The organism is Lentzea sp. NPDC058436 (assembly GCF_042721515.1).
Classification (GTDB): domain Bacteria; phylum Actinomycetota; class Actinomycetes; order Mycobacteriales; family Pseudonocardiaceae; genus Lentzea.
Genome location: NZ_JBHXLF010000021.1, coordinates 64098 through 84730, shown reverse-complemented (window position 1 = coordinate 84730; position 20633 = coordinate 64098). Strand labels below are relative to the sequence as shown.

Here is a 20633-nt window from a genome sequence, read left to right as displayed (position 1 = left end):
CACAGCAGAGAAAGCGGCGAACCGTTGCGGGCGAACGGCATCGTCGGTGCCATGACGAACAGCGAGAAGCTCTTCAGCCCAGGGCTGCGAGAACGGTTCTTCGGTCAGCGGGTGCTGATTCTCGACGGCGCCCTCGACGACGACAACGGCACGGTGCTGGCGACGCAGATGTTGTCGCTGGCGAGTGAGGACCCGCGGCAGGACATCGCGTTGTGGATCAACTCGCCGGGTGGGTCGGTGCCCTCGATGCTGGCGATCCGCGACGTGATGCGGCTGGTGCCGTGTGATGTGGCGACTCTGGCGCTCGGACTTGCCTGCAGTGCCGGGCAGTTCCTGCTGTCGGCGGGGACGCCGGGCAAGCGGTTCGCGTTGCCGCACGCGCGGATCCTGATGCACCAGGGGAGTGCGGGCATCGGTGGGTCGGCCGTGGAGGTGGAGGTGCAGGCGGACGACCTGCGCCACACCAGGGACACCGTGCTCGGGCTGATCGCGGCGGACACCGGGCAGCCGTTCGACCGGATCTTCACGGACTCGCTGCACGACAGGTGGTTCACCACGGAACAGGCACGCGAGTACGGGTTCATCGACCACGTCGTCAGCGACCTGGGACAGGTCGTCCCCGTCCGCATGCACAAGCTGGGACTGCACTCGGGAGCCGTCGCATGAGCACCTACACCATTCCCAACGTCATCACGCGGGACGCCCGTGGCGAGCGGGTCATGGACGTCTACTCGCACCTGCTGTCCGAGCGGATCGTCTACCTCGGCACCGGGATCGACTCGGGCGTCGCCAACGCCCTGATCGCGCAGCTGTTCCACCTGGAAGCCGACAACCCTGACCTGGAGATCAACCTCTACATCAACTGCGAGGGCGGCGACCCCTCGGCGATGCTCGCGCTCTACGACACCATGCGCTACATCAAGGCGCCTGTCGCCACGACCTGCGTGGGGCAAGCGGTTGCGGCCGGTGCGGTGCTGCTGGCCGCGGGTGCGGAAGGGCGCCGGTCCGTGCTGCCGCACTCCAGGGTCGTGCTGCACCAGCCGGCGGCGCAGGGGCGGGGCACGATCCCGGACCTCATCCTGGCGGCGGACGAGGTGGTGCGGGTGCGCACGCAGCTGGAGGCGATCCTGGCGCGGCACACCGGCCGCACCGTGGCCGAACTGCGCCACGACACCGACCGCGACCGCGTGTTCGACGCGACGGGCGCGGTGGAGTACGGGCTGGTCGACCGGGTGCTCGACCAACGGGCGTGAGCGGGGACGGCCGGGCCGCTCAAGACCTGGGCCGGTCCGGTCTCAGGCGGTCAAGAGCGAGCCGGCCATCGCCACCGGTCTCAGGCGGCCAGGAGGGCGCCGACCATCGCCACGGGTCCGGACGGACGGCCCGTCGGGCGCGAGGTGTGGAAGTGGCGGGCCTGCTGCACGCGGAGGTTGCGGACTTGGCCCGCGATCCCGATCAGCAGGTCGGCCAGGTCGATGCCCAGCGCACCGGCGACCGCGGCGATCATCTCGCTCGACGGCTCCTTGCGGCCGCGTTCGATCTCGGACAGGTACTGCACCGAGATGCCCGCCCGTTCGGCCACGTCGACGAGCCGGTCGCCGCGCTCCTCCCGGGTCTCGCGCAGCTTGCGGCCGAGGGCCTCCCGCCAGAGGGGCTCCGGGCCGCGTGTGAAGTCCAGGATCTCCGCCATGTCGTCATGGTGACAGCACCGCGACCACGGCAAAGGGGCGTTCTGCTACCAGCAGAACGGCCCAGCCTGACGCAAAGAGACAGGTTGGCAGTGACTGCCAGTCTGGCGTACGGTGTCGGCATGGGAGTCGACTTCAGGAAGCAGACGGTGCTGGTCACCGGGGCGAGTTCGGGCATCGGCGCGGAGTTCGCGCGACGACTGGCGGCACGCGGCTCGAACCTGGTGCTGGTCGCACGCCGCAAGGACAGGCTCGAAGAGCTGGCAGGGGAGTTGCGGGCGCACGGCGTGACCGTGCACGTCGTCGCGGCGGACCTCGCCCAGCCGGGCATCGGTCAGCGGCTGGCGGAGGAGGTCGCCGGGTTAGGCGTCACGAGCCTCGTCAACAACGCCGGGTTCGCCACCTTCGGCCCGTTCCACGAGGAGGACCCCGAACGGCTGCGGCAGGAGGTCGCGGTCGACGTCAACGCCGTCGTCGAGATCAGCAGGGCGTTCATCGAACCGTTGCGCGCCAACGGTCACGGCTTCCTCATCAACGTGGCGAGCATGGCCGCGTACCAGGCGACGCCCTGGTCGTCGGTCTACGGCGCGACGAAGGCGTTCGTGGTGAGCTTCACCGAGGGGCTGTGGGTCGAGTCGCGCGGCACGGGCCTGCGCGTCATGGCGTTGTCACCCGGCGCCACGCGCACCGAGTTCTTCGAGGTCGTCGGCAGCGACGAGATGGCGGGCGGTTCCCGGATGCAGACCCCCGGCGAGGTGGTCGCGACGGCGATGCGCGCGCTGGACCGCCGGGTCACGCCGGTCGGCGTCATCTCGGGCCGGATGAACCGCGTGATGGCGTTCGCCGGACGTCATTTCTCCTCGCGTGCCATGGGCGCCAGGGTCGTCGGGCGAATGGTGCGCCAGAGCTAGTGCCGCGGCAGCCGGCCTTCGCCGCGCGTTCGGCGCTCAGCGGGCCACCTCGCGGCACCGGCCCCGCGCCCCGGTACTACCAGTACAGGGACGCGGGGCCGGCACCACGATGCGACCGTCTGAACGCCGAACACGGGGCAAAGGCCGGCTGTCGCGGCACTAGAGTGGGGTTCATGGAGAAGGCGACGCTGTGGGACCGGTCGCGTCAGGCCGTGGTCGCCGAGATCGTCGAGACCGCGCTGACGTTGTTCGCGGAGCAGGGGTACGAGGCCACCACGATGGCCCAGGTCGCGTCGAGCGCAGGGGTGTCGCAGCGGTCGCTGTTCCGGTACTTCGGCACCAAGGAGGACCTGGTCTGCGGCGAGCAGGAGGCGCTGGGCGCCCTGCTGGTGTCCACTGTGGCCGAACAGCCCGCGGAGATGTCCACGTGGGACGCTCTGGCGGCAGGGTTCACCACGATCCTCACCGCGTCGGACCACACCCCGCAACGGGTGCTGGAGATCTCCGGGCTGATCTTCTCGAACCCGTCGCTGCGCGCGAGGTACACCGAGAAGAGGCTGAGGTGGCAGCGGGCGCTGGTTCCCGTGATCGAGGAACGGATGGGCATCGAGTCGGGGGAGGTCCCGGACGCCCGTGCGGTGGGCGTCATCGCCACCGTGTTCGCGTGCGTCGACGCCGCGTCGGAGCTGTGGGTCCTGCACGGCGGCAAGGCTGACGTGTTCGAGCTGTACGAACAGGCACTTGCCGCCGTGCGGAACTAGACGGTCACCTCGGTCTTCTTGCGGCGCAACCGAAGCACCACCGCGACCACCAGCAGCACGACGAGGACGCCGTAGGCGATCGCCGCGAACGGACTGGCGACGAGCGCGCTCAGGTCGCCCTCGCTGATCTGCAGCGTGCGCCGGACCTGCTCCTCCGCCATCGGCCCGAGGATCAGGCCGACGACCAGCGGCGCGACCGGATAACCGTGGCGCCGCATGAAGAAACCGATCACGCCGATCGCCAGCAGCACGATCAGGTCGTCCACGACGAAGTTCACCGCGTAGGTGCCCAGCGCCGCGAACAGCAGGATGCCCGCGTACAGGTACGGCCGCGGGATCTGCAGCACCTTCACCCAGATCTTCACCAGCGGCAGGTTCAGCACGAGCAGCATCACGTTGCCGATGTAGAGCGACGCGATCAGCGCCCACACCATCGCGGAGTTGTTGGTGAACAACAACGGTCCCGGCTGGATGCCGTAGCTCTGGAACGCCGCGACGATCACCGCCGCCGTCGCGGTGGTGGGAAGGCCCAGGGTCAGCAACGGCACCAGAACGCCTGCCGCGGCGGCGTTGTTGGCCGCCTCCGGACCCGCCACGCCCTCGATCGCGCCCTTGCCGAACTCCTCCGGCCGCTTCGAGAGCTTCTTCTCCGCGCCGTACGAGAGGAACGTCGACACGTCCGCGCCACCGGCCGGCACGGTGCCGATCGGGAAGCCGATGAACGTGCCGCGCAGCCACGGCTTCCACGAGCGCGCCCAGAACTCGCGCGTCATCCACTTGCCGCCCACGGGAATGACCTCGATCGGCCCGTGCCGCAGCCGCGACGCCACGTACAGCGCCTCGCCGACCGCGAACACGCCGACCGCCACCACGACCACGTCGATGCCGTCGGCCAGCGTCGCCACCCCGAGGGTGAAGCGCTGCTGACCGCTGAGCGTGTCGGTGCCGATGAGCCCGATGAACAGACCGATTCCCAACGACGCGAGCCCGCGCACGGGAGAGGACCCGAGCAGCGCCGCCACGGTCGTGAACGCCACCACCATCAACGCCACGTAGTCGGCGGGGCCGAGCTGCACTGCGACGTCCGCGATGGTCGGTGCCAGCAACGTCAGCAGCACCGTGGCGATCGTGCCCGCCACGAACGAGCCGATGGCGGCGGTCGCGAGCGCGGCAGCACCGCGCCCGGCTTTCGCCATCTTGTTGCCCTCTAAAGCGGTCACGATGGACGCGGACTCGCCAGGGGTGTTCAACAAGATCGACGTCGTCGAGCCGCCGTACATGCCGCCGTAGTAGATGCCCGCGAAGATGATCAGCGCGGCGGTCGGTTCCAGCGTGTACGTCAACGGCAGCAGCAACGCCACCGTCATGGCCGGTCCGATGCCCGGCAGCACGCCGACCGCCGTGCCGAGCGTGACGCCCAGCAAGGCGTACAACAGGAACTCGGGCTGCGCGGCGGTCGCGAAACCCTCCAGGAGGGCGGTGATGCTATCCATCGAGGAACGGCACCCCTTCGAAGATCCCGGCGGGCAGCGACAGGCCCAGGCCGTACGCGAACACCACCTGCACGACCAGTGCCAGCACGACCCCGATCGCCAGCGCGCGCCACCAGGTCGCACCCAGCGTCCAGGCGGCGCCGAAGAACAGCAGCGCCGCCGCGACCGGCCAGCCGATCACGTCGATCAGCACCAGGTGCACGACGAGCACGGCCACCAGCTTGGCCACGGTGAGCCAGTCGGTGCGGACGTTCTCGTCGACGTCCTCACCCTCCTCGGCGTGGCCGAGCTTGCCGCGGGCGGTCGCGATGATCGCCGCGATGCCCGTGACGATGAGCAGAATCCCCACGGCGTAAGGGAACGCGCGTGGTCCTACGGCGTTGTCGTCGCGCGCGGCGATCGTGGTCGCGTCGACCAGGGTGAAGACCCCGACCGCCGCGACCAGACCGCCGAACGCGTACTCCTCGATTTTTGCTGTTATCACTTCACGAGCCCGATGTCCTGCAGCGCGGGCTTCACCCGCCCGATCTCCTTGGCCATGAACGTCGAGAACTCGCTGCCGGTGAGGAAGGTGTCCGTCCAGCCCTTCTTGGACAGCTCGGCCTTCCACTCCTCGCTCGCGTGCATGTCGGTGACCAGCTTGGTCAGCCGCTGCTTCGCCTCGGCGGTGATCGACGCCGGCGCCACGACACCGCGCCAGTTGATCAGCTCGACGCCCAGCTCGCCGAACGTCGGGACGTTCAGGTCGGGCACCGGGTTCGGGCCGGACGTGCCCAGCGCGCGCAGCTTGCCCGCCTTGATCTGCTCCTTGTACTCGCCGATGCCGGAGATGCCCGCGTCGACCTTCTTGCCGAGCAGCGCCGCCAGCGACTCACCGCCGCCGGAGTACGGCACGTAGTTCAGCTTGTCCGGGGCGATGTTCTTCGCCTTGAGCAGCATGCCGGCGAGGATGTGGTCGGTGCCGCCGGCCGAGCCGCCGGTGATCGAGACGCCCTTGCCCTTCTCGCTGACGGCGTTGAGCAGGTCGTCGATCGTCTTGTGCGGCGAGTCGGCCGGCACGACGACGACCTCGTCCTCCGCGGTCAGCCGGGCGATCGGCGTGGTCTCCTCCAGCCGGGCCTGCGACGCGTTGGTCTCCACCGCGCCGACCATGACCAGGCCGGTGATCATCAGGTACGAGTCGGAGCGCTCGTTGAGGAGCTTCTGCAGGCCGACCGTGCCGCCGGCGCCGCCGACGTTGGTGACCTGGACGGAGTTCACGAGCTTGGCGCCCTGCACGGCCGCCTGCATCGCCCTCGCGGTCTGGTCCCAGCCACCACCGGGGTCGGCGGGCGCCATGATCTCCAGCTTCGCGATGGAGTCACCGCCGCTCGCGCTCTTCGCCCCCTGACCGCAGCCCGCGAGCACCAGTCCGGCGGCAGCGACCGCCACCGCTCGTCTCCATGCCGTACCCATCGAACACTCCTCGCTTCGTCGCGAACGTTGGGCGGGGACGCTAGGTAACGGCTGTGTGCACACGTAAGTGTTAGGTCGTAAGTTCCATATTGGTCGTTTAGGTCGTGACCGGTTTCACAGCCGATACGTCAGAATCTCATCCATGTTCCGTCGATCTGTTTCGTTTGGAGCCTTGCTTCTGGCGTTGCAGGTGGTCATCGTGCTGATGACGACCTGTGCCGCCGGCCTGCTGGCGGCCAAACTGCAGAGCGACCGGATCCGCGACTCGTACAGAGACCGGATGCTGTCCGTCGCGGAGAGTGTGGCGCGGCTACCGACGGTGATCGAGGCTTTCGACTCCGTTGACCCGACGGTGGCCATCCAGCCGTTGGCCGAGGTGATCCGCAAGGCGTCCAACGTGACGTACGTGGTGGTCACCGACCACAACGGCGTCCGTTACGCCCACCCCGACCCGAAGCGCATCGGCGAACGCGTGTCGACCGACCCGTCCACCGCGCTGTCCGGTGAGGTCTTCGTCGGCACGGAGACGGGCACGCTCGGCACGTCGTTGCGCGCGAAGGTCCCGATCCGGGCGCTGGACGGGAAGATCATCGGGATGGCCTCGGTCGGCATCCTGGAGAGCCAGCTGTCCGACGACCTCGCCGAGGACCTGCCGGAGTTGATCGGCTGGCTCGCGGCGGCCGCGTTGATAGGGGTGCTCGGAGCCGCACTGGTCACGCAGCACGTGCGCCGGCGGACGTTCCGGCTCGAACCGGCGGAGATCGCGCAGCTGCTGGAGACCAGGGACGCGATGCTGCACGGCATCCGCGAAGGCGTTGTCGCACTGGACGACCAGGAGAAGCTCGCTCTGCTCAACGACGAGGCGATGCGGCTGCTGGGGCTCGACGAGAACCCGAGCGGACGGCCGGCGGCGGAGGTGCTCGACGACGGCCTGCTCGCACTCGCGCGGGGCGACGACGACGTCGCGGACCGCCTCGTCCTCGCAGGAGAACGAGTCCTGGTCGCGAACCGCATGACGGCGAAGACGAACGAGCGCGCCGTCGGCGTCGTGCTGACGTTGCGCGACCGCACTGAGCTGCACGACGCGTTGAGGGAGCTCGACGGCCAGCGCACCGTCACGGAGGTGCTGCGCGCACAGGCCCACGAGTTCTCGAACCACCTGCACGTCATCGGCGGGCTTCTGGACCTCGACCGCGGTCCCGACGCCGTCGCCTACATAGAACGGGTCGGCGGCGCCGGTTCCGTGACGGCTGACATCATCGACGGAGCGAACGCCGACCCCGCGTTGGCGGCGCTGTTGCTGGCGAAATCCTCCACCGCGCACGAACGAGGTGTGGAGCTCCGGCTGGATCCCGGCAGCTCCGTCGACATCCGTGCGGGCGACGACGCGTTGACAGTGCTGGGAAACCTGGTCGACAACGCCGTCGACGCGGTGGAGACGGGGGGAACCGTGCGGGTGCTGGTGCGCTCGTCGGTCAGCGGGGTGCGGGTGGTCGTGGACGACGACGGACCGGGCGTTGCGGAGTCGCAACGCGGCCGGATCTTCGACCTGGGCGTGAGCTCGAAGGACGTCCAGGGCGCGCACGGCAGGGGAATAGGTCTTGCATTGGTGTCGAGGGTGGTGACCCGGCGCAGCGGCCGGGTGGCGATCACCGACTCGGAGCTCGGTGGCGCGTCGTTCGACGTGTGGCTGCCGGAAACGGGGAACCGATGAGCGTGCGAACGCTCGTGGTCGACGACGACTTCGCCGTGGCGGCGATCCACCGCGGGTTCCTGGAGGCGATGCCCGAGTTCGAGGTCGTGGGCGAGGCGCACCGCGGCGGGGAGGCGTTGCGGGCCGTGGAGGCGCTGCGGCCGGACCTGGTGCTGCTCGACATCCACCTGCCCGACATGTCCGGCCTGGAGGTGCTGTCGCGGCTGCGTGCCCGCGGCGGACCGCCGGTCGACGTCATCGCGGTGACGGCCGCGCGCGAACGCGAGACCGTGCGGCAGGCCATGTCCCGCGGCGTCGACAACTACCTGGTGAAGCCGTTCACGCGCACGGCTTTTCTCGACCGGATGCGGGAGTACCTGGCCCAGCGCATCGAGGTGCAGCGGCTGGGTCAGGTGCTCGACCAGGACGAGGTCGACTCGCTGATGCACCACCGCCCGCGCACCCCGATCATGCCCAAGGGGCTGTCCGCCGTGACGCTGCGGCTGGTGACGGACGCGTTGCGGGACAGCGAGAACGACCTGTCGGCGCAGGAGGTCGGCGACCGGGCAGGGTTGTCCCGCGTGAGTGCGCGCCGCTACCTGGAGCACCTGGTGACCATCGGCAAGGCGGAGGTGCAGCCGCGTTACGGCATGGCGAACCGGCCAGCGCACGGCTACCGGCTGACCTGAGCGTCCCAGTCGATGCGGTAGTTCTGGTCGCGTGTGAAGGCGCGTTTCCCCACTGTCTTCATCACGAGCGGCATGAGCAGCCGGGTGATCGGACCGATGCCGCGCTTGTTGCTGTTGGTGCGGGCCGCGCGCGCCGCGATTCCTTCGACGCGTGGCCTGCGCAGGCGTTCGTAGGTGGCGAAGGCCGTGGGAACGTCGCGGAGATCGCGCAGGCACCGTGCGAGCTGCACGGCCGACTCGGCGGCGAGTGAGACGCCCTGACCGGAGCTGGCGCTCGGCGCGTGCGCGGAGTCGCCGACCAGCACCATGCGGTCGCGGTGCCAGTTCGGGACGCTCGGCATGATCTCCAGCGGGCCGGCGCCGATCACGGTGTCGCTGTGCGCCAGCAGTTTCCTGGCCGGCATGTCGTCGCCGTAGGCCTCGCGCAGCCGGGCCAGCCAGGTCTCGTGCGGGACGGCGGCGATCTCGGCCGCGGTCATCGGCTCCGGGACCGCGAGGTTGTTGAACCACGCGACCGTGCCGTCCGGTTCGGCCCAGTAGCCGAGGAACGAACTGCCGAAGACGAAGTACATGGTCTCCGGATCGCCCTGCACACCGCTTTCCCTGGCGTACGAACCGAATCCCAGCAGTCCGGTGTACTCGGGAGCCGGCGCCTGGGGGTCGATGAGCGTGCGGACCGTCGAGCGGATGCCGTCGGCGCCGACGAGCAGGTCGCCCGACTCGGTGCTGCCGTCCGCGAAGATCGCCGTGACGCCGTCGTTCCGCGTCTCGACGTCCACCAGGCGCTTGCCGTGCTCGACCTTGATCCCCTGTGCCGTCGCGAGATCTCGTAATCGGCGGTAGAGGTCCTCGCGCCACACCACCCGGCTGGGATCGCCCTCGACCCGGCCCAGCTCGCGGCCTCTGCTGTCCGACATCACCATGGTGCGGACGGGGTCGCCGAAACCGGAGTCCAGGCCGACGATCCGCAACGCGGCCAAGCCGTTCGGCGCCACGCTGAGGACTCCGCCGACGCCGTCCGCCGTGGAGTCGTACGCCTCGAACACGACCGACTCGATGCCGGCCTTCCGCAACGCCAGGGCGGTGACCGGTCCCGCAATGCCGCCCCCGATGACCAACGCCTTCATCCTTGCCTCCCGAAGATCTCGCGCCACTGGCGCTGGTACCCGTCCTGTGACAGTTCTCCTGTGAGCTTCTCGACCAGGCGCAGTTCGGCCTCCAGCAACGACATCCGGTACTCCTCCTCGACGAGGAAGATCCACTGGACGCCGTCGCCGGTCGCCTTCCCCACCATCGCTCGCGTCTCGTCGAGGTCCTTCGTCAGCGCGCCGGCACGGGCCTTCAGCAACTCCACGGCCTCCACCGGGTCCAGCACCGCGATCAGCGACAGCGCCACGCCGAACTGCGGGTACTCGTGGACCGGGTCGCGGACGAGTTCGCGCATCCAGTCGTGCAGCTCGTCGCGTCCGGCGTCGGTCAGCGCGTAGATGGTGCGTTCGGGCCGCTGGGTGTCCTTGACCGTCTCCTGCTCGGCGACGAACCCGGCCTTCCTCAGCTGCTCGACGACCATGTAGAGCGAGCCGCGGTTGAACTTGATGTTGCGGTCCTTGCCCGTGTCCTTGAGCTTCTTGCCCAGCTCGTAGGGGTGCATGGGGCCCATCACGAGATGTGCCAGCACCGCCAGTGCCAGCGGGTTCGACACCTTGCGCCGCATGCGTTCCTCCTTGATTGATACCAACTATCCGACTCTGACTAGTCGATGTCAACTATGTCGCCGAGACGATCATGTCGGCCTTGTTAACTCTTGTGGTGGCGGCGCGTTTCCGTGCTCTGATGACGTCATGTCGACCGCCGCGCTGCTGAGCTTCACGCTCGTCGCCCTGCTGACCGTCGTCACGCCCGGCCTGGAGACGTTGCTGGTGCTGCGGACCGCGTTGCTGGTCGGTCGCCGTGCCGCACTGGGCGTCGTGGTGGGCAGCACGCTCGGGTGCCTGGTGTGGGCGGCGGCGGGCCTCGTCGGGCTGACGGCGTTGCTGCAGGCGTCCGAACTGGCCTACGACGTCGTGCGCTGGCTCGGCGCGGCGTACCTGGTCTACCTGGGCGTCAAGGCGTTGTGGCAGTCCCGGCGACCGGTCGAGCTCGACGAACCCGCGCCGGTGCCGTCGGTGCGCGCGGCCGTCCGGGTGGGGCTGCTGACGAACCTGCTCAACCCGAAGCCGGGCGTCTTCTACATCTCGCTGCTGCCGCAGTTCCTGCCCGTCGGCCAGCCCTCGTGGGGCGCCGTGCTCGTCGCGATCCACCTCGGCATCGGGCTGGTGTGGTTCCCGATCCTGATCACGGCGGCCGGGCGTGCACGTGCTTTCCTGCTGCGGCAACGACTTCTGCTGGACCGGCTGTCCGCGTCGGCGCTGATCGCGTTCGGCCTGAAGACTGCGGCGGACGCGCGCTAACGCCCGTTGGCGGAGCGGTGCCAGGCCGCGAGCGCCATCCTGCTCGGCAGGCCCAGCTTCGACCGGATGTTGACCACGTGCCGGTCGGCGGTGCGCGGCGAGATGTACAGTCGCGCGCCGATCTGCTTCGACGTGAACCCCTCCGCGACCAGCCCGGCGATGGTGAACTCCTGCCGGGTCAGCCCTCCCGGCAGCAGCGGCTTGGGCGGCAGCCGCTCGGAGTCCGGCACCGGTTCGAGCGCGAACGCCATCGCCTGCTCCGGACGCAGGTCGGCGCCCAGCGTCGTGATCACCTGGTAGTCGCCGCCCAGTGAGCGGCGCAGGGTCCGGTCGGCGCGGTCCAGCAGGCGGTGGAACGGACTCATGCCGCCGAACGAGATCCGCGAGATCCGTTCCTGCGACCGCAGCGCGCCGAGCAGCCGTGCCGCGCGGTCGAAGGCGCCGAGCTCGACGCACGCGCAGGCGAGCAGCCACAGGCTGAACGGCGCGCTCCAGGTGTCGCCGAGCGTCAGCTGGATCCGCAACGCCCGCACCGCTTGTGAGTGCGCCTGCGCCGGATCGCCGTGCAGCAGTTCGTAGAGACCGCGGTGCCACAAACCCCAGGCGTGAGCCCAGTTCACACCGTTGCTCTCCGCCTGCCGGGCCAGCGCCGTCGTGGCCTTGTCGGCAGACTCCGCGTCCAGCAGGAAGCACGCCGCCATCGTGTGCATCAGCTCGGTGATGTAGGTGTCGCCCGGCGACGAGTGCAGACGGCACAGTTCGACGACGTGCGCGTACAACGGCACGCAGTCCCGTGAGCCCTCGACGAAGAAGAGATGCGTGGCCTCGGCCAGAACCAGGTGCACGTCCGTGATCGGCTGCCGCGGCAACGCCCGTGCCTGTTCCATCAACGGAAACGCCACCTCCGCGTCCCCGCGCACCTGTGCCATGTACGCGCAGTGCGCCAGCAACGACGTCCGCAACGGCGCCTCGGTGACCACCTCACGGGCGGCCGCGAGCAGGTCCCACGCCTGGCCGAGCATGCCCGCGAACGACGTGAACCGCGCCCGCTGCACGTTCATCGCCACGGCCGCGGCGATCGCTTTGAGGTCAGGCGTTTTCAGGGCGTGCGCGACGGCAACGCGGATGTTCGGCCACTCCTCCCACAACCTGCCCATCCACAGCGCGTCGTCGGGCGAGAACCACGAGCGCGCGGCCTCGTCCACGAACTCGCTGTAGTGCAAGGCGTGACGGCACAACGTCTCGTCCGCGTCCGCCAGCAACCTCGCCCCGAACTGCGCCACCGCGCCCGGCAACCGGTAGCGGGCCTCACCGGTGACAGGACTCGTCACGGTGGTGACGATCGCCCGCGAAACCAAGGCGGACAACGGCTTCAGCACGTCCGCGTCCGCCACCGCCTCGGCGGCCGCGAGGTCGAAGTCCGCGGGAAACACCGACAACCGAGCCCACAGACGCCGTTCGTCGTCCGTGCACTGCTGCGCCGACCACTCCAGCACCTGCTCCAACGCGGCAAGCTCGGGGTGGTTCAAAACCTCGGACAGCACAACACCGTCCGGCTGCGCGGCCAGAACCTCGACCGCGAGCGGCACCCCGTCCACCGCCCGGCACAACGCCGCGACCTCAGCCCGCCCGAGCGCCACCTCGGTCCGTTCCAGGAACAACCGCACCGCGTCGTCCTCGTCCAACGACGGAACTCGCAGGACGTGTTCGCCGTAGACACCGAGCGGCACCCGCGACGTCGCGAGAACCGTCAGCCCCTCGCAGTCGTGCAGCAGGTGGTGCACGAGATGCCGGACCGCCTCCAACAGGTGCTCGCAGCCGTCCAGGACCAGCAGCAAGTGCTTGTCGTGCAACGACTCCACGAGCCTGCCAAGCCCGGCCTCCGGCGCGTTGTCGACGATCCGCAACACGGTCGCGACCGTGCGGGCGAGCGCCGTCGGTTCCTGAAGGTCTCCGAGCCGCACCCGCCAGGCCCCGTGCTGGAACCCCTGCGCCAGCGCACGCCCGGCCTCCACGGCAACGCGGGTCTTGCCCACCCCGCCCGGCCCCGTCAGCGTGACCAGCCGCGCCCTGCCCAGAAGCGCCTCGGCGTCGGCGAGCACGGCCCGGCGGCCGATGAACGCCGTGGGCTCGGCAGGCAGATTGCCCGGCACGGTCATCGGCGCATCTTTGCCTAGTCGCGCTGAAGTGCGGCGACGAGGATCGCCTCTCCACCCTTTCGGACTAGCGGCGTGACCCGGAAGGCTGGGCCTGGTGGTCCGCTCAGGGAAGGGTACCGCCCCACGACCTTCCGGCCGCGCGCCCGGACACACCGTTCAGCGCGTGCCGGCCACTCCACCCGCCGGCTTCCGACCGCGCCGCCCTGCCTCCCGCTCGCTTGCCTGCCGCCTTCCCCGCCGGCTACCGCTACCTGGCCGCCTTCCGCTCGCCTGCCGCTCGGCTTCCGGCCGCGCCGCCCTGCCCGCCGCTCGCCTGCCACTCGGCTTCCGGCCACTCTGCCCGCGGGCTTTCGGCCACTCCGCCCGGCCACTCCGCCCAGCCAGCCGCTCGCCTGCCTGCCGCCTTGCCTGCCTGCTGCCTTGCCCGCCACCTGCTACCTGGCCGTCTGCTTCCCGCTCGCCTGCCTGCCACCCGCCCGGCCCACTACCTGCCACCCGGCCGCCCACCGCCCGCGCTGCCCACCACCCGTCGCCGTGCCACCCACCACCCGGCCGCCTCCCGCTCGCCCCAGGCCACACCGCTACCGGCTGCGGTCGTGCGCGGCCACCCGCCCACGCGTGCGGATGATCATCTTGCTCGCCAGCCGAAGCCCCTGGCGCGCGTTGAGGTGCGGCAGGTACGCGCGGCTCACCGCGTTCGCGATGCGCGGCAGTGCCGCCGAGTCCGGGTACGCCATGAACATCGGCTGGTAGGTCGGCTGGAACTTCGCCTTGAACGCGAACAGCGAGCGGAACCCGTACACCGGCTCCAGCACCTGCCCGGTGAAGTCCAGGACGCGCTGCAGCGCCCGCGGTCGTTCGCCGCGGTCCAGCCGGGCGAGCGGCGCGCCGGACAGGCTGAGGAACCGCGCGCCCTCGGCCTGGAGCAGCCCGGCCGCCGAGGCGATCAGGAACTCCATCGAGCCGCGGAACCCGTGCGAGCGGCGGCGCATGAAGTCGAGCGTCCACCCGACGACCTCGCCGTCCTCGTACACCGGCAGCCAGCTCGTGATGCCGTGCACGGTGCGATCGCCGTCCACGGCCAGCAGGCAGCGGACGCCCTCGCCGTTCAGTTCTTCCAGTCCTCCCAACGTGAAGCCCATTTCGGGCAGGCCCTTGTCCGCCACCCACTCCGCCGAGATCGACCGGATCTGGTCCGTGATCGCGTACGGCGCGTCGGCGTACGTGCACCACTCGGCGGTGATACCGGCCTTGGCGGCCTTGTTCAGCGCCGTGCGCACGTCCTGCCACTTCTTGCCGGTGAAGCTCAGCTCGTCCAGCTCGATCACCGTGTCCTCGGCGACCTGCACCGCGGACCACCCGAGGCTCTCCACCGCGGTCCGCGTCTCCGCGCCCACGCTGTAGAGACACGGCGTCCAGCCGTTGCGCGCGCAGAACTCCGCGAACCCGCGCACGGCGTCCACCCGCGCCGGGCCGATCGGATCGCCGACCGTCAGCGCGATGGTCGACACCACCCGGTACGCGATGGCCGTCTCACCGTCCGGCGTGAACCAGTACTGGTTGCCGCGCCACGTCGTCATGTACGACAACGACGAACCGCCGTGGCGCCGCATCAGCTCACGGGCGTGCGCCGCCTCCTCCTCGCACGAGGACGGCCACGTTCGCCACGACGCCATCAGCAGACCCGCCAGCACGATCAGCCAGAACACCACGCCCGTGTACTCGAACAGCACCGCGCCGACGAACCCCTCGGCGGAGAACTGCAGCGGCACCAGGTCGAGGTAGCCCGGCGGCAGGAACCGCGTCGGCAGGTCCGCCAGCAGCGCGGCGAACCCCGGCTCCGGCGTGAACTGGTCGCGGACCAGGTACCCGCCGAGGACGTACAGCGCCGACAGCAGCGCCACGCTGATCGCCGTGAACCGCCAGAACTTCACGACGGCCTGCCGAGGCAGACGCACGTCGAAGTGCCCGCGCGTCACCAGCAGCACCACGATGATCGCGAGCGGTGCCAGCATCGGCACACCGAACGAGACCGACAGCTCCAGCACGCTCGCGTCCGGGAACTGCGCGACGTACACGACGTACGAACCGATGAACGCCGCGAACGCCACGTTGAACACCAGCGCCGTCCGCCACGCGAACCGGCGGCCGCGGCGCAGCCCTTCCGCCAGCACGAGCAGCAGCAACGCCGGCAGCAACGACATCACCAGCGCGGGGAACCGGCCGTACGACAGCTGGACCACCATCGTCCGGCACAGCTCGACCGCGTCCGAGGAGCAGATCGCGTCGACGTCCTCCTGCGACGGCTGTGCGACCGCCACGACGTCCGCGAACCACCACAGCGGCCCGTTCGGGTACGGCGACATCATCGACACCACCGGCCCGAGAGCCGACGCCGCGATCAGCAACGCCACCAGCACCCGCGTCTCCTGGAGCGAACGCGCCAGCGCCACCGGCCCGTTCCTCAGGAACAGCACTCCCAGCACCAGCCCGGCCACGCCACCGGACAGGCGGAGGAGGTCTTCCAGCCAACCTGAGTACAGGGTAAGCACCAGCACCGACAAGATCATCAACAGTCGGACGCGACGCCTCCAGAGCGGCGGCATCCGGAACGTCAGGGCGAGCACGAGACCCACCCCGCCGACCGACGGCCCCGCCGCGACCTCGCCCATCAGCGACTCGAGCCAGCCCCACTGCACCTCGTGCCCGACCATCACCAGGAAGAGCCCCAGGAACGCGCCGATCACGTGCGAGCCGAGGAAGATCGCCGCGGTCCGCAGCGAGCCCAGCGAGCGCTCGGCGTAGACCCCGGCGACGAGCAGCAGCACGGTGGTCGCGACGTATCCCAGCAGGTCCATCGACCACAACGCCGAGGTCAAGACGGTCCACCACGGACTGCCGGTGCCGAACCCGACGAGCAGGAGCAGGTCGTCGCTCGCACCGGCGATCGCTCCGGTCAGCGCCCCGACCGTCCAGAAGACGACGAGGAACACGCAGGTCAGCGGCGCGGCGCGGAACAGTCTGGCGATCATCTGACCAGTCCTGTTCGTTGCGCGAGCCACGGCAGCGAGCCGTAGAGGCCCGGCCGCCAGACGTTCCAGTCGTGTCCTCCCGGCAGTTCCTTCCACTGCACGTCCATTCCGGCCTTGCGACAGGCCTCGAACACCTCGGCTCCCGCCGGGCGGTACTGACCGTCGTCCCTGCCCACCACGATCACGCCGGAGAGCTGCGGGAACTTCTGCTTGGCGAGGAGGTCCAGCGGGTTGACGCGGACGAACGCCGCCTCGTCGCCGCCGAACGCGGCTTTGACCGTCTCGGCGCGCGTGCCGAGCGTGGGCTCGCGCTGGCCGGACAGGTCGATGAAGTTGCCGTACACGTCCGGCGCGCGCACTGCGAGCTGCAGAGAGCACGTGCCGCCGTGAGAGAGGCCCGCGACCGTCCACGCTTCACGGCGTTCGTCGACCGTGAGGCGTTCTTTGACCCACTTGGGCACGTCGCGGGTCAGGTACGTCTCCGCCTGGCCCAGCTTCGAGTCGAGGCACAGGGGGTTCGCGGTGAGCGACCCCAGGGAGTCCGGCATGACGACGATCGGCGCGAGCCCGTTGTGGGCACGCGCGAACTCGTCCATGTTGTCGGAGATCCGGCCGGCGTCGAACCAGTCGCGGGGCGATCCCGGCTGACCCGCCAGCAGGACCAGCACCGGCAGCCGCGGCCGGGGCTTCGCGGAGTACGCGGGCGGCAGGTAGATCCACGCCGGTCGCGTCTTCATCGCGCCGGGGATCTCGATCTCGGACAGCGTGCCCTTGTCCGGCAGGTCACCGCCGGTCCAGACGTCGGCCAGCTTCTTTCCGGCGGGCACGTCCAGCACGTCGGAGACGCTGTCCGGCAGGTCGACGCTGGGGTTGTTGAACACCTCCAGCGCGGCCCGCGAAGTCGGGTAGAGCCCGTAATACGCGTTCGTGGCCGTCAGCGCGCTGGAGATGACGACGACCGCGGCGATGACGGTCGCCACGCGCGCGTACCAGCGCGACGGCCGTAGGCGCGCGACGGCCAGACTGACGGCCACGAGCGCGGCGCCCAGCCACACCATGAGGATGACCGGCATCGGTTCCGGCCACGGTTTCCACAGGTGGTCGATCACGAGCGTCAGCGCGGTCACCACGAGGGCGCACGCCAGCACGACGATCGGCAGCACGCGGACCCACCAGGTCCGGTTCCTCCGGATCACCAGGTACGTGAGCGCGACTGCGGCCGCGACCGTGGCGGCCTTGGGGATCGGCCCATTTATCAGGGACAGATCCAACGGGCTGAGCATGTCCCCAATGCTTCAGGAAGTCTTCAGGATCCACATCGGAGGTTCGTCTGAGTTCAGAGCCGTGAACATCAGCCTGAAGAATGACAACCCTTCAGCCGGACGGTGCGTCGCGCCAGGCGTTCGTCAGCACGTTCAGGGCGTCCGGGTGGTCGGCGATCTCGGCAGCGCGGGACAAATCGGACTCCGCCATTCCCAGTTCCCGCAACGAGGTCGCCGCACCGAACCGCGTGGCCGTGTCGTGGATGCGCTTGGTCAGGTCAGCGGGTGCCGTGTGTGGGAGTAGCGCCGTGTGTGTTGCGGCGTGCGGAAGTCCGAACGAACCGCCCAAAACGTGCGCGAGCTTGTGGTGCAGTCCCATGGGGACGGACGCGAGGCACGTGCCCGCGAGCCAGGCCGAGGACAGCAACTCGGTCCGGGCATCCACTGTGGACGGATTTCCGCTCAAAGCGTGCAAAACGCCCTCGATCGCGCTGCCGGCGATGGCGTCGATCAACGGGTTCTCGTTGCCCCGCGCGGCGACGGCGTGCGCGAGAGCGTTGAGCGCGCTTGTCACCGTGACGTCGAGGGGCAGGTCCAGTGTCATGTCTACGTCGTAGATCACCGTGTCCGGCTGGATCGCCGCGTCCCGCCGCGTCTTCTTGAGCCCCGACGCCGTCTCGCCGAGCACCTGGGTGACCTCGGAGCCCGCGTAGGTCGTCGGAATGATGATCTGCGGCACGCCCGCGCGCACCGAGAGCGCCTTCGACAGCCCCGTGCTCGATCCGCCGCCGACCGACACGACGCAGTCCGCACCGTGTTCGCGCAACGACGCGAGCACGCGCTCCGTGACCTCGACCGGCGTGTGCATCGCCGCGCCGGTGAACCGGGTGACCAGCAACGGGCCGAGGTCGGCTGCCACCCTGTCGCCTCCGTGCCGGGCGATCAGCAGCACCCGCGTCGCACCTAAGCGCTCGGCTTCGGCACGCACGGACGAGGCGGTGCCACGCCCGAAGACGACTCGGGTGCGGCCGGGTTCGAAGGTGAAGCTCACGAAGGACGAATATTCGTGAGGGGAGTGCCCGGCGCAACAGCAGAGGGTCAAGCCTTTCGGCTCTGACGGGGCGACTTCGTCACTCCTTAGCGTGAATCTTCATGAAGCGTGTTCGTGTTGTAGTGGCGTTAGCAGGGGCCCTGACCCTGACGCCAATCCCTGCCACAGCGGCGACACCGGCGTTCACCCTGTCCGGCGGCGTCACCGCGCCGATCCACTCGATGGCCGACGCCGTGCGCGAGACCGTCTACGTGGACTCCGGGCTCGACCTCGACGGCGACGGCGCCCGCGACCGGGTGGCGGCCGACATCATCAGACCGTCCACGACCGGGCGCGTGCCCGTGATCATGGACGCCAGCCCCTACTACCAGAGCGCGGGACGCGGCAACGAGGGCGAGGTCAAGACCTACGACTCCGCCGGGGTGCCGGTGAAGTTCCCGCTCTTCTACGACAACTACTTCGTGCCGCGCGGCTACGCGGTCGTGCTCGTCGACTTCCTCGGCACGAACCGGTCGCGCGGCTGCGTCGACGTCGGCGGCCAGTCGGAGATCGCCTCCGGCACGGCCGTGATCGACTGGCTGAACGGCCGTCGCACCGGCTACTCGACCCTGACCGGCTCGGCCACGAAGTCCGCCTCCTGGTCGACCGGCGCCGTCGGCATGATCGGCAAATCGTGGGACGGCTCCATCGCCAACGGCGTCGCGGCGACCGGCGTCGACGGGCTGAAGACCATCGTGCCGATCGCGGCCATCAGCTCCTGGTACGACTGGTTCCGCTCGGACGGCGTCGCCTACCCCGGCTACAGTTCGCCGACCGGGCTGGGATCGCAGTTCGAGAACTCCAACGCACGGTCGCGATGCGGTGCCGTGCGCACACAGATGACGAACGGTTCTCCTGCCAACGGCGACTACACGGCGATGTGGCAGACACGGGACTTCGTGCGCAACGCGTCGAAGGTGAAGGCGTCGATCTTCGCGATCCACGGCATCAACGACCTCAACGTGAAGACGCTGCAGTACGGGCAGTTCTGGGACGCCGTGCCCGCGTCGGTGCCGAAGAAGCTGTGGTTCTCGCAGACCGCGCACGTCGACCCGTTCGACTTCCGCCGCGCCGAGTGGGTCTCGACGCTGCACAAGTGGTTCGACCGCTGGCTGCTGAACGTGCAGAACGGCATCGAGAACGAGCCGCAGGTGTCCTCCGAACGCGCCCCGGACCAGTGGGTCGACGACCAGACGTGGCCGCCCGCAGGGACCGTCAGCACCGTGCTGCGTCCCTCTTCTTCGGGACTCGGCACGGCACCAGGTACGGGCACGTCGGTCTTCACGGACAACGGCAGCGGTACGCCGGCTAACTGGATCTCCGGCTCGAACACCGGCAGGGTCGTCTACTCCACGGCGCCGCTGACCTCGGACCTGCGCATCGCCGGCACGTCGTCGATCACGGTCGGAGTGTCGTCGTCCACGCCGACGGCACACCTCACGGCGTACCTCGTCGACTACGGCCCCGCGCGCGTGCGCACCGGTGAAGGCATCCGAACCCTGAGCACGGAGTCGTGCTGGGGTGAGAACCGCACGGGCGACGACGCCTGTTACCGCAACACGGAGGCCACGGCGGGCAACGTCGACGCGCAGATCATCGCGCGCGGGTGGGCGGACCTCGCCAACTACGAGTCGCGCTCGGTCACGCGCACGATCACGCCGGGCACCAAGTACCGGATGACGTTCCGACTGTCCACAACGGACTGGAACGTCCCCGCGGGTCACCGGCTCGGTCTGGTGATCGGCGGCACGGACACGAGCGCGATCGTGCGGCCGAGCCAGCTGCCGAGGCTGACCGTCGACCTGGCGGACACGTCGGTGCGGATCCCGCTGAAGGGCTCGGTGCCGTCCGCGTCGGCCCTTCCGCTCGTCGCCTCCAGCGTTTCCGCAGGTACGAAGGGCGAGTTGGGCTAGCGGTCCGGACTGTCGGTGCTGCTCGCTAGCATCGGCG

The 20633-nt window shown here is 69.6% G+C and carries 18 protein-coding genes; 8 read left to right on the top strand and 10 right to left on the bottom strand.

Annotation, left to right across the window (positions count from 1 at the left end; translation table 11 throughout):
- The first annotated feature begins 51 nt into the window (after nt 1-51).
- Together ACFWN2_RS39205 and ACFWN2_RS39200 are read left to right on the top strand one after the other, a co-directional pair.
- Entirely contained in the window at nt 52-666 is a 615-nt protein-coding gene (locus tag ACFWN2_RS39205) for a ClpP family protease (protein ID WP_191302723.1), read from the top strand.
- Nucleotides 663-1253 carry a ClpP family protease gene (locus tag ACFWN2_RS39200; RefSeq protein WP_382435630.1) on the top strand — a complete coding sequence of 197 codons (591 nt, stop codon included), beginning with the start codon at nt 663-665 and terminating at the stop codon, nt 1251-1253. The genes ACFWN2_RS39205 and ACFWN2_RS39200 overlap by 4 nt, the downstream gene beginning before the upstream one ends.
- Before the next feature lie 80 nt (nt 1254-1333).
- On the opposite strand, the gene ACFWN2_RS39195 is transcribed toward ACFWN2_RS39200, so the two are convergent.
- Nucleotides 1334-1690 carry a helix-turn-helix domain-containing protein gene (locus ACFWN2_RS39195; protein WP_382435629.1) on the bottom strand — a complete coding sequence of 119 codons (357 nt, stop codon included), beginning with the start codon at nt 1688-1690 and terminating at the stop codon, nt 1334-1336.
- Nucleotides 1691-1810: 120 nt separating this feature from the next.
- Between ACFWN2_RS39195 and ACFWN2_RS39190 the strand changes: the two genes are divergently transcribed.
- Nucleotides 1811-2599 carry an SDR family NAD(P)-dependent oxidoreductase gene (locus ACFWN2_RS39190; RefSeq protein ID WP_382435628.1) on the top strand — a complete coding sequence of 263 codons (789 nt, stop codon included), beginning with the start codon at nt 1811-1813 and terminating at the stop codon, nt 2597-2599.
- 173 nt (nt 2600-2772) lie between these two features.
- Entirely contained in the window at nt 2773-3360 is a 588-nt protein-coding gene (locus ACFWN2_RS39185; protein WP_382435627.1) for a TetR/AcrR family transcriptional regulator, read from the top strand.
- Here the strand turns inward: ACFWN2_RS39185 and ACFWN2_RS39180 are convergent.
- The 3 genes from ACFWN2_RS39180 to ACFWN2_RS39170 are packed head-to-tail and all read right to left on the bottom strand — an operon-like array spanning nt 3357 to nt 6284.
- Complete coding sequence (locus tag ACFWN2_RS39180; RefSeq protein WP_382435626.1) at nt 3357-4853, bottom strand: tripartite tricarboxylate transporter permease; 1497 nt, start codon at nt 4851-4853, stop codon at nt 3357-3359. The two genes, ACFWN2_RS39185 and ACFWN2_RS39180, sit on opposite strands and share 4 nt — an antisense overlap.
- The gene (locus tag ACFWN2_RS39175) at nt 4846-5337 is read right to left on the bottom strand and encodes a tripartite tricarboxylate transporter TctB family protein (RefSeq protein WP_382435625.1); all 492 of its coding nucleotides are present in this window, start codon (nt 5335-5337) and stop codon (nt 4846-4848) included. Before ACFWN2_RS39175 ends, ACFWN2_RS39180 begins: the two co-directional genes overlap by 8 nt.
- A complete protein-coding gene (locus ACFWN2_RS39170) occupies nt 5334-6284 on the bottom strand; it encodes a Bug family tripartite tricarboxylate transporter substrate binding protein (RefSeq protein WP_382435624.1) in 951 nt (316 codons plus the stop codon). The genes ACFWN2_RS39175 and ACFWN2_RS39170 overlap by 4 nt, the downstream gene beginning before the upstream one ends.
- Nucleotides 6285-6480: 196 nt before the next feature.
- On the opposite strand from ACFWN2_RS39170, the gene ACFWN2_RS39165 reads away from it, so the two are divergent.
- The gene (locus tag ACFWN2_RS39165) at nt 6481-8022 is read left to right on the top strand and encodes an ATP-binding protein (protein WP_382435623.1); all 1542 of its coding nucleotides are present in this window, start codon (nt 6481-6483) and stop codon (nt 8020-8022) included.
- A complete protein-coding gene (locus ACFWN2_RS39160; protein WP_382435622.1) occupies nt 8019-8690 on the top strand; it encodes a response regulator in 672 nt (223 codons plus the stop codon). The genes ACFWN2_RS39165 and ACFWN2_RS39160 overlap by 4 nt, the downstream gene beginning before the upstream one ends.
- On the opposite strand, the gene ACFWN2_RS39155 is transcribed toward ACFWN2_RS39160, so the two are convergent.
- Together ACFWN2_RS39155 and ACFWN2_RS39150 are read right to left on the bottom strand one after the other, a co-directional pair.
- The gene (locus tag ACFWN2_RS39155) at nt 8675-9817 is read right to left on the bottom strand and encodes an FAD-dependent oxidoreductase (protein ID WP_382435621.1); all 1143 of its coding nucleotides are present in this window, start codon (nt 9815-9817) and stop codon (nt 8675-8677) included. The genes ACFWN2_RS39160 and ACFWN2_RS39155 overlap by 16 nt on opposite strands.
- Nucleotides 9814-10404, bottom strand: coding sequence for a PadR family transcriptional regulator (locus ACFWN2_RS39150; protein WP_382435620.1), 591 nt, complete (start codon nt 10402-10404; stop codon nt 9814-9816). Before ACFWN2_RS39150 ends, ACFWN2_RS39155 begins: the two co-directional genes overlap by 4 nt.
- 127 nt (nt 10405-10531) lie before the next feature.
- Here ACFWN2_RS39150 and ACFWN2_RS39145 point away from each other — a divergent pair, with 127 nt between their 5' ends.
- Nucleotides 10532-11140, top strand: a complete 609-nt coding sequence (locus tag ACFWN2_RS39145) for a LysE family translocator (RefSeq protein ID WP_382435619.1) — start codon at nt 10532-10534, stop codon at nt 11138-11140.
- Here ACFWN2_RS39145 and ACFWN2_RS39140 read toward each other — a convergent pair.
- From ACFWN2_RS39140 to ACFWN2_RS39125, 4 genes are all read right to left on the bottom strand, one after another.
- On the bottom strand, nt 11137-13299 hold the full coding sequence (locus ACFWN2_RS39140; RefSeq protein WP_382435618.1) for an ATP-binding protein: 2163 nt from the start codon (nt 13297-13299) through the stop codon (nt 11137-11139). The genes ACFWN2_RS39145 and ACFWN2_RS39140 overlap by 4 nt on opposite strands.
- Nucleotides 13300-13880: 581 nt before the next feature.
- Nucleotides 13881-16331 carry a phosphatidylglycerol lysyltransferase domain-containing protein gene (locus ACFWN2_RS39135; RefSeq protein WP_382435617.1) on the bottom strand — a complete coding sequence of 817 codons (2451 nt, stop codon included), beginning with the start codon at nt 16329-16331 and terminating at the stop codon, nt 13881-13883.
- Nucleotides 16328-17614 (bottom strand): alpha/beta hydrolase, encoded by a 1287-nt coding sequence (locus ACFWN2_RS39130; RefSeq protein WP_382435616.1) that lies wholly within the window; start codon nt 17612-17614, stop codon nt 16328-16330. The genes ACFWN2_RS39135 and ACFWN2_RS39130 overlap by 4 nt, the downstream gene beginning before the upstream one ends.
- Nucleotides 17615-17705: 91 nt before the next feature.
- A complete protein-coding gene (locus ACFWN2_RS39125) occupies nt 17706-18644 on the bottom strand; it encodes a maleylacetate reductase (protein ID WP_382435615.1) in 939 nt (312 codons plus the stop codon).
- 101 nt (nt 18645-18745) lie between these two features.
- Here ACFWN2_RS39125 and ACFWN2_RS39120 point away from each other — a divergent pair, with 101 nt between their 5' ends.
- The gene (locus tag ACFWN2_RS39120) at nt 18746-20596 is read left to right on the top strand and encodes a Xaa-Pro dipeptidyl-peptidase (protein WP_382435614.1); all 1851 of its coding nucleotides are present in this window, start codon (nt 18746-18748) and stop codon (nt 20594-20596) included.
- Nucleotides 20597-20633: the final 37 nt, after the last annotated feature.

Excerpts from the sequence above, each read along its gene's own strand:
- ACFWN2_RS39205 (WP_191302723.1), top strand. The coding sequence starts at position 52 with ATGACGAACAGCGAGAAGCTCTTCAGCCCAGGGCTGCGAGAACGGTTC.
- ACFWN2_RS39200 (WP_382435630.1), top strand. The coding sequence starts at position 663 with ATGAGCACCTACACCATTCCCAACGTCATCACGCGGGACGCCCGTGGC.
- ACFWN2_RS39195 (WP_382435629.1), bottom strand. The coding sequence starts at position 1,690 with ATGGCGGAGATCCTGGACTTCACACGCGGCCCGGAGCCCCTCTGGCGG.
- ACFWN2_RS39190 (WP_382435628.1), top strand. The coding sequence starts at position 1,811 with ATGGGAGTCGACTTCAGGAAGCAGACGGTGCTGGTCACCGGGGCGAGT.
- ACFWN2_RS39185 (WP_382435627.1), top strand. The coding sequence starts at position 2,773 with ATGGAGAAGGCGACGCTGTGGGACCGGTCGCGTCAGGCCGTGGTCGCC.
- ACFWN2_RS39180 (WP_382435626.1), bottom strand. The coding sequence starts at position 4,853 with ATGGATAGCATCACCGCCCTCCTGGAGGGTTTCGCGACCGCCGCGCAG.
- ACFWN2_RS39160 (WP_382435622.1), top strand. The coding sequence starts at position 8,019 with ATGAGCGTGCGAACGCTCGTGGTCGACGACGACTTCGCCGTGGCGGCG.
- ACFWN2_RS39155 (WP_382435621.1), bottom strand. The coding sequence starts at position 9,817 with ATGAAGGCGTTGGTCATCGGGGGCGGCATTGCGGGACCGGTCACCGCC.
- ACFWN2_RS39150 (WP_382435620.1), bottom strand. The coding sequence starts at position 10,404 with ATGCGGCGCAAGGTGTCGAACCCGCTGGCACTGGCGGTGCTGGCACAT.
- ACFWN2_RS39145 (WP_382435619.1), top strand. The coding sequence starts at position 10,532 with ATGTCGACCGCCGCGCTGCTGAGCTTCACGCTCGTCGCCCTGCTGACC.
- ACFWN2_RS39140 (WP_382435618.1), bottom strand. The coding sequence starts at position 13,299 with ATGACCGTGCCGGGCAATCTGCCTGCCGAGCCCACGGCGTTCATCGGC.
- ACFWN2_RS39135 (WP_382435617.1), bottom strand. The coding sequence starts at position 16,331 with ATGATCGCCAGACTGTTCCGCGCCGCGCCGCTGACCTGCGTGTTCCTC.
- ACFWN2_RS39130 (WP_382435616.1), bottom strand. The coding sequence starts at position 17,614 with ATGCTCAGCCCGTTGGATCTGTCCCTGATAAATGGGCCGATCCCCAAG.
- ACFWN2_RS39120 (WP_382435614.1), top strand. The coding sequence starts at position 18,746 with ATGAAGCGTGTTCGTGTTGTAGTGGCGTTAGCAGGGGCCCTGACCCTG.